10 protein-coding genes are annotated in these 12,646 nt (G+C 43.3%); 1 reads left to right on the top strand and 9 read right to left on the bottom strand.

Annotation, left to right across the window (positions count from 1 at the left end; genetic code table 11):
• Positions 1–11 precede the first annotated feature (11 nt).
• Positions 12–680 (top strand): sensor histidine kinase, encoded by a 669-nt coding sequence (locus HED67_RS05070; protein WP_178441544.1) that lies wholly within the window; start codon positions 12–14, stop codon positions 678–680.
• Here the strand turns inward: HED67_RS05070 and HED67_RS05065 are convergent.
• The 9 genes from HED67_RS05065 to HED67_RS05025 form a co-directional block, all read right to left on the bottom strand.
• A complete protein-coding gene (locus tag HED67_RS05065; RefSeq protein ID WP_221717713.1) occupies positions 606–1,259 on the bottom strand; it encodes a rhomboid family intramembrane serine protease in 654 nt (217 codons plus the stop codon). The two genes, HED67_RS05070 and HED67_RS05065, sit on opposite strands and share 75 nt — an antisense overlap.
• 61 nt (positions 1,260–1,320) lie before the next feature.
• Complete coding sequence (locus HED67_RS05060; protein WP_221717712.1) at positions 1,321–4,008, bottom strand: SpaA isopeptide-forming pilin-related protein; 2,688 nt, start codon at positions 4,006–4,008, stop codon at positions 1,321–1,323.
• 2 nt (positions 4,009–4,010) lie between these two features.
• Positions 4,011–5,741: a class C sortase gene (locus HED67_RS05055; RefSeq protein ID WP_221717711.1), complete on the bottom strand. Its 1,731-nt coding sequence runs from the start codon at positions 5,739–5,741 to the stop codon at positions 4,011–4,013.
• 9 nt (positions 5,742–5,750) lie between these two features.
• Entirely contained in the window at positions 5,751–7,826 is a 2,076-nt protein-coding gene (locus HED67_RS05050; RefSeq protein WP_221717710.1) for a SpaH/EbpB family LPXTG-anchored major pilin, read from the bottom strand.
• Between the two features lie 41 nt (positions 7,827–7,867).
• Entirely contained in the window at positions 7,868–9,223 is a 1,356-nt protein-coding gene (locus HED67_RS05045; RefSeq protein WP_221717709.1) for a DUF6382 domain-containing protein, read from the bottom strand.
• 6 nt (positions 9,224–9,229) lie between these two features.
• Positions 9,230–9,652: a TadE family protein gene (locus tag HED67_RS05040; protein WP_178441550.1), complete on the bottom strand. Its 423-nt coding sequence runs from the start codon at positions 9,650–9,652 to the stop codon at positions 9,230–9,232.
• 38 nt (positions 9,653–9,690) lie between these two features.
• Positions 9,691–10,116: a prepilin peptidase gene (locus tag HED67_RS05035; RefSeq protein WP_221717708.1), complete on the bottom strand. Its 426-nt coding sequence runs from the start codon at positions 10,114–10,116 to the stop codon at positions 9,691–9,693.
• Positions 10,117–10,134: 18 nt separating this feature from the next.
• Positions 10,135–11,088 (bottom strand): TadE family protein, encoded by a 954-nt coding sequence (locus HED67_RS05030; RefSeq protein WP_221717707.1) that lies wholly within the window; start codon positions 11,086–11,088, stop codon positions 10,135–10,137.
• Positions 11,089–11,135: 47 nt separating this feature from the next.
• Entirely contained in the window at positions 11,136–12,590 is a 1,455-nt protein-coding gene (locus HED67_RS05025) for a DUF5702 domain-containing protein (RefSeq protein WP_221717706.1), read from the bottom strand.
• Between the last annotated feature and the right edge of the window lie 56 nt (positions 12,591–12,646).

The following is a 12,646-nucleotide window of genomic DNA, read 5'->3' as shown; positions in this document are numbered from 1 at the left end:
GAGGTTACATAATGACCCATTATACACCCAACAGCAGCGCTTCCCTGCGCCATGAAATCAACAATTCTCTGACTCTGCTTTCAAGCAGACTCCAACTGCTTGCCTCTAAACATCCATTTTTAAAGAAAGATCCTGATTTCATAGAAATTCGAAATGATCTTTCCAATATTCAGCGTCTGCTGAGCTATGACCGTACATCTCATCAGCCTCAGCTTATTCCCTGCCGCATACAGCCGCTGCTTGATGAACTCTATGCATCTTTTCTTCCGGTGTTCCACTCTCAGAAAGTAGAACTTTTTCTTCATATCGAACCGGATCTGCCCTTAATTCGCGCTGATCTTCCGCTGATTCGTCAGGCAATGATCAACCTGTTAAAAAATGCCTCTGAAGCCGCCCGCCCCGGCGGCCATGTCACACTTTCTGCCTCTTTCAACAGCACACATATCATTCTTTCTGTCAGTGATGACGGAACAGGTATGACCCCTGAACAGCAGGCTCACATTTTTGAACCCTTTGTCTCCTACAAAAAAGGCGGTACCGGGCTCGGACTAGCTATTGTTCAATCTATCATCTCTGCTCACCATGGACATTTGTCCCTGGAGACATCACCAGGTCACGGCTGTACCTTTCGAATTCTGCTTCCAGTATCTCTTTCTCCTGTAGAGAAGTCCGCCAAGTAATGCACCGATTAAAAATCCGCTAATATGCGCCATATTGTCAATCCCTGCACTTGTTACACCATGATAAATGGAAAATCCCGCAAAAAACATCAACTGCCGACTGCTGAGATCTTCCAGCTGACCTCTGTTTTTTATGACAATAACAAGCAAAGCCCCAACAACACCGAAAATTGCGCCTGAAGCACCGCCGGAAACACTATATTCATCTTTAAACATACTCCAGACTGCTGAAACAGCACTCGAGCCAATACCTGCCGCCAGATAAAGGACCAAATATTTCACCTTACCAAGTGCACGCTCCAGATTGTCTCCGATATATGCCAGAACCAGCATATTATTAAGTAAATGGCTGATGCCAAAATGAATAAACGTACATGTCAGCAGTCTGTAATACTCATGTTCCTCAATAACTGACGGCCAGAAATTTGCCCCATGATGATACATAAATTGAACATCCGTCGTATCTCCAAGAAAAGTCAAAACCGCAAACACGACAACATTGATAACAATGATGATTGTATTCACCGGCGACATCTGCCACAGCCCATTTCTCCTGTCCCCGCTATAATATTGCTGCATCTTCTCCTCCAAAAAATTTAAAACTTGATTTTATTTCAGATATAGAAGCATCATACCATATTCAGGGGATATTGTCGAATGAGTGGTGACCGAATTTTTCTTTTTTACGGATCAGCCAGACAGCAGCCAGACTAAAACATGCAAGCCCCGCCAACAGAACAAAATAATCCGATAATTTTTCTGTCCCGCCGGTCATTGGCAAAACAAAACCGCCTGAATTGCCAATTTCATAGACTCTGTCGTACACTTTATAAACCTTTGCCTTTTCATCATAAACGCATTGCATCTTATCTATTTTTCCGCTTTTTATTTCTTCCTCCGTCAATTCAAGGGGCAGCAGAATATCTGCCGGCTCCTTTAAAAGTTGCTGTCCATCCGTTGTTTTTATTTCTATCAGCTGATACCTTCCAGGCAAAAGATGATCGAAAATCAACTTTCCCTTTTGATCCGTCTTCCCTTCTGCGATCTGATTTTGATCTTCATCCAGCAATGCAAACCATACACCTGATAATGGCTGTCTGACTGCATCTGATTTGATAATCTGAATGCTGCATGGATATAATTTATTATAGACTTTCCAGACAGAATTTTTATAGCTTATACCATCCATCCCCATCAGTACTGCCTCTCCGTTGTCGTCTTTAACTTCTATTACAGTCGCTTCTGTCGGGTTTTCTGATATGATTCTGCCTTCATTGTCCGTCACATACCCCTCCAGCTTATAATCCGACGCCGGTGCCGTCTCCCGGATCATCACTGTCCCTAATGGCATCACATTGCTGCCATTCTTGTCCATAAACAGAGGATCACTCTTTGCTTTTATGAGATTTTCCTCTTTCAGAGATGTGTGGTACATGATTTTTCCCTCTGATATGCTCTCAGTTACCTGTACCACCCAGCTTCTGGCAGGTTTCTTTTTATCCATATCAACAGCTCCATATTCCGGATAAAAATCAATCGTAAATTCTGTTCCTGTCAACGGAAAACGTTTCGGATCGCTGATTTCATCTGCCGCCAGCTTTTCAACCTGCCAGATCAAAGAGCTGAAAACCGGAACATCTGTCAATTCCAGCATTTTTTCATCTCCTCGAAGCACCCTGGTCTCATATATATTCTCATCCAGCTTATAGCCCTTCGGTCTTTTTGTCTCTTTTACATAGTAAGTTCCTTCTCTCAGCTCCGCCAGTACATTAGTATTACCGTTTTGATCAGTGACTAATTTTCCCACAGATTTGGTGCATGCTTCATCTTCATATACACCATATTCAGCCCCTTCCAGACTATAACACTCATTTCCTTCTGTCAGTTCCGGATTCGATGATTTCTTGAATAATTTTAAACTGCCTGTATTTTCTGTATTCTTAAAAATATACTGCCAATGATACTCATCCGAACATTTCTCCTGAACACTTCCTTCATATCCATTGACTTTCTTTTCTTCCATCGTGTAAAAAATACGATTACCGGACGCATCAAATGCAGGAAGATTACTAACCGCTGTTTTCCAGTTGTTCTTTTCATTCAACGTGATTGTTTGAACCAGCGATGCCTTTTCATGCTTTTTAGAACCCCGATAAAGTTTAAGTTCTATCTGCTCCGGCCTTTTTTGATTTTTATTATGATTGTCCTCCCATACTTTTTCAGCAGAAACCTGAGACAAAGCGGTGGTTATCTTCAGATAGCCTGTCAATATCGAAATATTCGGTTCCGCATACGTCCCTATCTGCTGATAACTTTTGTCATCCTGATCTGACCAGATGGTAATTGCTGTCTCCGGCTGAAAACTTTGTTTCTCGATTTTCAATGTCACTGCCTGATTCAAGGGTACCGATGAGGTCAATACCAGTTGATTGCCGTTTTTCTGGACTTTTAACCCATCCGGTGCACCTGATATACTGCATTCTGACAATATATGATTTTCATCTGTAATCACCAGACGATACTGTTTTTTACTAAAGTCATACCCCATATTTTTTGTCTGGGCCTTTGATGCGCCGGGATTAACAAATGACGGCATCTGATCATGTTTCTGCATGGCTGCATACAACTGATTAAAATAGTTGTATGAACTTCCCGACGGACTTTGATCAGATTTTGCACAAATTGTCTTTGCTACACTGACAGCCTTTGATTGAATTATAAAGGAACAGTTATTTTTGTCATACGTATACCAACCTTTTTCTATAATCCATACCATCACCTGTGTTGCCGTATATTTTCCTTTATCCGCATCATCCGGAACTGTATCATCATCCGGCGTCCATCCGTCAAACTTGAAGCCATTATACAGTGCCAGTCCGGTTAACTCTTTCTTCTCAGTATCAGTCAGATAGGATTCCACATCTGCATAATTATGACCACCCTGCAGATTGGCATTGTGATGGATGCAATATGCCGTTTTCCAGTTTTTTCCTGTCTTAAGCATAATAATTCCCAGATGATCCAGATTTCGTCCATCTTCCAGAATATCTCCAAAGTCTGCTCCCCCGTGAATGGCCCAATAGGTATAATTAATCTTCCCTGCTGCAACTCTCGTATAAGGTGACACACCATCTTCATAAAATGTTTCCCCATCATACACATAAATTTCATCATCCAGGCCGGCACTGTCTGTTTCTACCAAAACATTTTCATCCTCTGATGTCACAGACTCACTCTGTGCATCCTGTACTGTGGAGGCTATTACTGCATGAGTCCCCACTCCCACAAACAATCCCAACAGCAAAACCACAGATAATACCTTCTCCATTTTCAATTTTCATCACCCTCTGCCTTATATCTCCTTCTCCGACTTTTGAAACCAGGCACAATGATGACCAGCAATATAACAGCTGCACACCATAGCCTGAATGCTCTCTCACGCTGTATATCCTGTTTTGAAGACGGATAGATCCGGCCATCCGATGCAGCGATATAATCGATCTGCTTCTCTTCCCGACTTTTATTCTCTTCACGACACTGTCCATCTTCTGTTCTTATGCAGTAAACCAGATATCTGTATCTTCCGTGAGATCTATAAGGATGACACGTCAATAATGTCAGCATATCCTTCCCCGACTGTATTCTGACCGCTTCAAAATTGTCCGGATCCACAATATCAATTTTGGTTACCCGATACTGAAGCTTCTCCCACTGATTGGTTATATAAATGACATCTCCCTCAACCAGGTTCTCTATCTCTTTAAAGAATGTTTTTCTCTGGTTATACCCCCTGTGCCCTGCCAATACACAATTTGTATTATCTCCTCCTATGGGCATAGAGGATCCGCTCATAACCGCAACTCCCTCTGACATATGTTCTGTTGTTGCACCAAAATAAATAGGAAACACCTGATTTAAAGCCGGCACATCGACATATCCGATCACCTTTTCCGATAGATCCTCCATTCCAAAGGAACCATCGATATCGTCCCATGGATCATTCATCACAGTCTGTTTATCTTCAAAAATAAACTGATTATAGGCCAGCATTCTCTGATAAAGCATATCTTCAGTTTTGTCCTCATAAACATTCTGCTGCTCATCATACATCTTAAGTGTCGCCTTTGTCCTGATCTGATAGTACTCCTGAACAATCTCCGGCGACATAAATGTGATGCACCCAATGATCACAAGCGTCACCCCTATGATTTTGCGTATGTCCAATACCAACAGTACAATCAGACAAACTGCAAACATGCCGCCTGCAAGCAGTGCTCTGCCATAAGCACTTCTCCATCTGGAATTCAAAGTCACCGGAGTCTTTGACAATTCCTTCTGATACTGCGGTTCGCTAAATGGTATGCGCTTTCCATGCACAAACAAACGGTGGGTATTGATGCCATACGGTGTACAGGTTACAATCGTTACAAGATCTTTGTCCTTATCAATCCGAAGCTGCTCTGTATCCTCCGGCAAAACAACACTTGTTGCATAAACCTCATAGGCAAGCTGTCTGCCCAGGACATAGATATAAAACACATCGCCCTCTTTCATCTCCGTCAGATCTGACAAAAGCTTTGCCTGACTTAAGCCTGTATGTCCCGTCAAAACAGCATGTGTTCCCTTTCCTCCCACAGGGAGGGATGACCCTTTTAAATGGCCCACCCCTCTCTCCAGATCACCGGCGGATGTCCCCTGATAAACCGGCAGCTTCACACCAATTGTCGGTATCTCCACATATCCTATAATCCCTGAATCATCCACCCGAAGCAGCGATTCATAAACAGGTTGCTCCTCCGTCCCCCCTGTGTTCGCAAAAGGATCTGTCAGCTGCATCTGAGACTTCTGCAAATAGCTGTTATATTCCTCTGCCTGTTCCAGCATCCTTTGATATTGCTGATCCACCGTTTTGTTTATACACTCTTTGTAAGCCATAATCTCTGAATCTACTCTGTTTTCAAAGAAATATTCACTGATATAGGGATACAGCATCAGCACGATACCCGCAATGACCACAATCATCGGAATCACTGCCCTGACTTTTTTCCGAAATTTACTCATTTCTCTATATCAGACATCTTTTCTTCTTTTTCTTGTTAATGTCAAACCGACTGCCACAGCTGCTGCTCCTAAAATCGTAGCAAAGTACAGGCCTCTTCCGCCTGTCTGCGGCAGCAGGAAGGATTTGTTGTTCAGAATACTGATGTCCACCCGTGCATTAGCCGAACCTGTCATTTCACTCATTGATGAATCGATACCATCCACCTTGGCAGCCGCGCTTACTTTCTCACCTTCATACAGACCTGTTTTTCCAATGGTACGGCCATTGGCTGTCTCAACCTGCTGGGTACCTTTGCTTTCTGACACATTTGCTCCCGTTGCATCTGCAATACCGCCTGCATAACGCTGATTGATGGCTCTGCCCGCTTCTGTATCCGCTTCAAGTCCCGTTGTACCGGCCACTGAAGGAATAATCGTCTCTGTGGTACTGGTAATTTCAATGGTAACGGAATCCTTCAATAAACTATAGCCATTGTCTGTTGCGATTTCTGTCAGCTGATAGATATCCCCCTCAATACCGTTCACCGTTAATATACCCTTTGACGATGGTCTGAAGATGGCCGCTTCTTCCTTCTCTGCAGTCTTTCCTGTGACATAATAAACACCCTGCTCGGCCTCTTTGGCAGTCACATAGCAATCATCTGTTTTGTTGTAAAGTCTGAACTGGACCTTGGCTGCATCTCCCTTCTCATCAGAAAAAATCTTCTTCAGATTTAATCCGAAGGTATAAACCACGCATTTGTCCTCCAATGTATTACTAAAATTCTGAGATGTACGTCTCCATGTCAGAGCCGCATCGTTTGGATTGCCGCTGTCACCCAGGACCGCTGTCGCATCAGAATTGACTTTAACAGTGTAATACACGACCATGTAGTAATCTGAAAATCCATTCTGACTGTCATTAATGGCTGCCAGTCCCTGATCCGTGAGATCCACATCCATGATCGTATCACCTGTTTTTGTATCTTTTCGATAATTCTGAGAAAACATATCTCCGGTCCATACCGCATCCGCTTTCTTTAATAAATTACTTTTTGCCGCTTCTGCATCATGGTACAGGGCGATTTTCACATCCTGATTATAGGTTAACCCTTTGGACAGCACATCTCTGAAGGAATATTCTGTCAGCCATGTTGCCCGGCTTGTGATATGCGGCAGCTTAGAGATCAGGATATAATCCAGTACATCACCTTCAGATGCAGATTCTGTTGAATTGTACAGAGCATCTCCGCCATTATTCTGCGACTGTCTCACAAGCTTATCCAATGTGGGATTGCCCGACTGATTCTTTGGATAACAGGTCATGTCATACAACCACTTCTGTCCGCCTTCCTCACTGTTCCAATTCCCGCTCTGATTGGTAAATGGCAGTGAAATGAACCATGGATTGCAGGATGCCACAATCTGTTCAGGTACCTTTGTCTCCACCAACAGGTATAATCCTACCGACAGATCTGCAGCAGATGTATGACCGTTTTTGTCTGTCATCGTCATCGCAACGGCCTGCTCTGAAGAAGCTGCATACGCTTCCAATTCACTTTTCATCTTCACGTCATCCTTATCAAGAGCCATTTTCAATGCATCACTTAACTGCTGGCTTGTATAATGCCATACACCGGTGTGCTCACATGGATTGGCATTCTTCGGATCCTTCATATTCACCGCATCCGCTGTCTCCAGCTGCAGTAACCCTCTTAAATCCTCCGGTATCTCATAGACTACTTTCACCGTTTTCCCGCCATCATAACTGTAAGTTTCAATATCACCGCAGCGCAGATAGGTAAATTCAACACCCTCTACAGCATAAGGCGCCATTTTCTGCTGAAGGGTATCATCTGCCTCTCCTGTTGCCGTATGTTCACCCTCGGTATAGGCACCTGCTGCCTCTGCTGCTGTCATATCATATTTATAAATGGACAGCGACCCTTTTTTCGCCGTATCAATAACATCTCCATTCCCCAGCGCATCCCGCTCCGCTGACTTCATATCTCCCGCTGACTGTGCAAAGACCGATGTTGTACAGGACAAACAGATCAACCCCGCAAGTAATGATGTTCCCATTGTTTTTATAAAATTTTTTCCCATTCTTATACCTCTTGCTCCCAAAATTTTCAACACATATCCCTTTACTGACAATACATAAAACGGACACTTGCAAATTCTATTATGTCTTCTGCCATCAGACGCCTTTGCTCATCATCTTCCAGAAACTCCCCATTCACCTTTGTTCCATTGGTAGAATGAAGATCCATCAGATAAACACCGTCCGATCTCTTTTCAAATACAGCATGCTTTCTGCTGATTCCCTCCACAGAAATTGTATGCTGCCCCCTCTCCTTCGCACTCCCGACAGTACATGGAAACTCCGTTAATATCAAATCCGGTGCCGCATGTTTGTTCATGCTGATCAGACGGACACTGCCCTCTGTTCCAGACAATACAACTGTTTTCTCCTCTGTAAAACAACTTTCTTTTTCTGCCTCAACATCTCTGTAGTTATAGACATTTTGCTTATAAGCTTTTACTTTTGGTTTTTCTTTCGATTTTTGAATACTGCCCTTTTTCCTTCTTAACGCTGAATATATGTAATAAATAACGGTGACCAGAACAATCACTGCCGCCAGACCACCGGCAGCATACTCCGGAGGGATTGCTGCCCCCGCATAACCTAACAATTTTTCGATCAGTCCGACTTTATATCCGCCGGCAATCATCAGCAGAAAACCTGCTGCCGCAACGATAAACCATTTACCGGGCTCCTGTTCCTTCTCAGACACTGTTTCCTTCCTTTTTTCCCGTTTTTCCTTCTTTTCTTTTTTATCTTTTTTCTCTTTTCCCTGACTGGTATCGATCTGAATAACAAACGGATCCTGCTCTACAGTTTGCTCAACTGCCTTCGTCTCAACGCTCTCCTTTCTGATTTCTCTTGCTTGCAGCTTCTGCACCTTCTTCGATTCAAACTTCTGAAGATGTACCGGCAAAAAATCCGGCCGCTGAACAATCTTATAAAAATCATAAACAAGCAGCACACCTTCACGGTCTGTATGATCCGCATTCTCCAGAAGCCAGGATGCCAGAAGCTTTAACTGCGTGTTAAAATTTTCTTTTCTCCCGGGAATGCAGGCTGCAGACAACGTATTTTCAGCCATATCCATGTACAGATATTCAGCTTCCAATAAGACGGCATCCGGATCCAAAAGATATTCTTCCATAGTCCGGTACAACTCCAAAATAAATACAATCAGCTGTTTCACTGCCTCCTGTCCCACCGACTGATGTTCCACATAGCTTTTAAATTCAATTTTACCGCTGACATCATAGTAGTATTTTTTCTGCTCATTTAATTGCTGTTCATGAAAGGGCAAAAGTGCAGAGGAATGCTGATTGGCCAACAATTTTTCTGTATCCTCCACGCCCTCTCCCAGAGAACCGTCTATCACCATATACGTCCGAAAAGCATCTCTGCTATACGATACATCCATCTGATTCTATTTCTTCCCCTTCCTCAAAATCACTGTCACCAGCCTATCCTGAGTATAATTGACCCGCACCGCACACATCTCCTTCTCTAACTGCCATTTTCCCCCTGTCACCATTTCCGCTCCCCTTGTTTTCATTGAGCCTGATACAGATACATTGACGCGCTTTCTGCTTCCAAGTACATCCAGCGCATTTGTCAGCCACTTTCCATCTGTCTTTTTCTCATGAAATCCAACCATGAAAACCGGCGGCCTGCCCTTTATTTCTTTTTCCCATGCTGTGCTTTCTGCCTGCCTCAAACTGTAGCTTTGCAGAACAGCCCGGTCATGAAGGAAAAAGCACAAATAAATAACAGCTGCCAGGATAAAAATAACCATAGGCACAACAACCGCTGCTTCAACCGTCATGCTTCCCTTATATTGTCTGTTCACCGCATCACCTTCCCGTAAAACCAGGAAATCTTTCCTATTTACCAGTAGTTCATCAAATAGGCTACAGCCAGAAAAGGCATAAAGGGTAATTCCATTCTTTTGCCGTCTTTCCTTCCTAAAAGGAGATAAACAGCGACACTTGCACACAACAGGCAGGCTGTAAAGCAGACAGAACAGACCATCCGCCACCCGATCACCATACCAAGTCCACCGATGACAAATGCATCTCCTTCTCCAATGGCACCTTCCGACCATCGGCTGAACAGCCATACTACCACTCCCGGTATACATCCTGTCAATATATCTATAAACTTTGTGTCTTTATTAAACAACTGTATAACAGCCATCAAAATACTCATGGCTATCACAGGCCAGACATAAAATTTTCTTTTGCGCAGATCCGCAATAACCGGATAGGTCAGCAGCAAAAAACCTTTTAACAAAAATCTTTTTATAATAAACATTCTCTCACCTCCTCAATGTTAACCGCAGCGCGAACAGGATCCTAATCCTTTTTCTTCTGCCTCATCCTGCGTCATCGTCTGAAGTTTCCGCTTCAGTCCGCTGCATGTGCGATCCGTATGCCATGCTCTTCCCGTATCCGTTATATAAACGGTTTCATTTCCAGCTGCATGCTTTCCGCAGCGTTCACATTGAACATATTTTGCACCATACTTATTTCTCAATGCCTGTATATCCTCTTGTCTGCATTGACGAATCGAAAGTTTCAGGTAACTGCAGCTTTCACTCTGGTGATAAACAACACCATTTTCTGCTACATATACTATTTTTGACTGTTGATTGTCTGAATCTTTTTTGTTTCTTCCCGGTGAAGCTCCCAACCAGGGGCGAACGTACACACTGTCCGTTATCCTGATATTCCTGGACAATCCGAAAAATCCTCCGGACTTTATAAAATAGGTTACCTTAATCTTTACAAGATCAGATTCTTTTGTCATAACAGGCACCAGTCCTGCCATACCGCCAACAATATCATCACTCTCTATACCGCTGTTCCGAAGATCTGCATAAAATAACTTGTACAGATCCCCACTGTCAACGCCATCAGCAGCTTCACTGTAGGCTGCCAATTTCCGACCTGTGCTACACAAATAACTATTGACCTGCTCATAAACTTCCAGTGTCTGAAATATCCCCGTCAGCAGCAATACAGCTCCCAGAAAAATCGGCATAACAAGTGCTGCTTCAACAGTCAGACTGCCTGAAAAGGGGACGGAGAAAAATGTCCTTCTTTTACTGATATCTGCTTCTCCGATTGCCTTATCATCATTTTTATAAAAAATATTTTTCCGACAAGTCCGCGTTATAATGCTTTTTAAAAGGGTTGGGATCGCATATATTACTGCATCATAAATTTTTGAACCGACCTTTCTTCCAAATATTTTTCCTGTGTGTGACCGGTAAAAAAAGGACATTTTTCTCCGCCTCCTTCCCATCAATCCTGCATTCATCCTATCGGTTGTCAGTAGCCGTACACCACATCAAAGTCATGCTGCACCTTCCTAGGATGGCCATAAAATTTGCTCCCTATTTTCACAGTTCCTGAAAATTCCGCCTGCACTGCACATCTTGCCAGTGAAAAATCTTCATACCCCTTCACAAGACGAACATTGCACTCAATCAGCTGACTCATCCTGCCCATCTTTTTTCCTGAAGGCGTAAGAAACATAAAAATCATCAGATATTGGTTATAATCCAGTCCTTTGCCTGAATCATGGAAATAATCTGCCGCTCGTTTTCCTCCCTTTGCAATGCCCTGCAGATCGTCCATCGAAAGATTACAGCTGCTTTTGCTTTTTATAAGAGGTACTTTACCTCCCTCCGCCAGCCCTGCACAATCTACAACAGCTTCCGCAGCTGACCAGCAGGCCATAATCAGCAATTTGATTACCTCACCGGCAACAGGTACTTTTTCCAACAGCTTCATGGACTTGATTGCCTTTTGCAGTTCGGCATTTTTAGCCGGACTGGTGTAGACATAAATCAAATTCAGAAAAGTCCGAAGGGTACAGATGGACATCACTGCATTTTCAAGATTCTCGCGGTCACTGTCTTTTCCATACAAAATATATTCATACTCATACTTTAAAACCGTATGACTCTGATCTCCATCAGACTGACCGTTGCCCGCCATTGATGAAAATTTGTCATTTATGTAGAGATTAAGAAGCAGATTTTCTTCCTGATCTTCAATGCCGTCCTGAATCTGGGATAAAAGCCCCTGATCTTCCATATAATCTGTTACATTGCTATAATCATCAAAGTCTTCCATGGGTTCAAAACTTTTTGTCCGGGATGTCTGCCATGAACATCCGGATGTATCGATCCGCCTTCCGGAGACTTCCATGCCATCCATAACCAGATTCAAAACCCCTGTTTTCAGCCAGCCCGTAATCCCCTTCCTCGGATCCTCCATCTCAGGCTCTTCTGCTTCTTCTCCTTCTAAATTCTCTGCCTCTGATTCATTCTCTTCCATTTCGCTTTCAGCGGCATCCATCTCTTCCCCCTTTGACTCAAGATCATTCATATAATCTTCTGTCTTCTCATTGATCCCCGAATTCTTAAGCTGCCCTATCACATCCTGCATTTTATCAATTCCTTTTGACACAGCCGCCATTTTCTCATAATCTGCCGCCTGACTTTTTAAGGATTTCCAATGATGATCCTGCAGTGTACAGATATTACTGATGCCGTCCATTTTCACCTGTCCGTACATCCCCATTGCCCGATGGTTATTGCCTTCATTTTCCAGATTCAGCTTTAAATATTTTTCAAAATCTTCCAGCTTCTGCTGCCCGTTCCCCATATCTACTGCCAACAGATCATACTGCTCGGCAAGCGGCTGTACATATCCGGCAAAAACCATCTCAGCTGCCATATTCGCATACCGTTCACTCATCGTACCAATAGTGTACACCCGTGACGACTCTAAAAGTACCAGAAGCAATGAAACTAACAGTATAAAGACCAGGC

This window comes from Pseudocoprococcus catus, assembly GCF_019734885.1.
Classification (GTDB): Bacteria; Bacillota; Clostridia; order Lachnospirales; family Lachnospiraceae; genus Coprococcus_A; species Coprococcus_A catus.
This window is presented reverse-complemented; position numbering and strand designations above follow the sequence as displayed.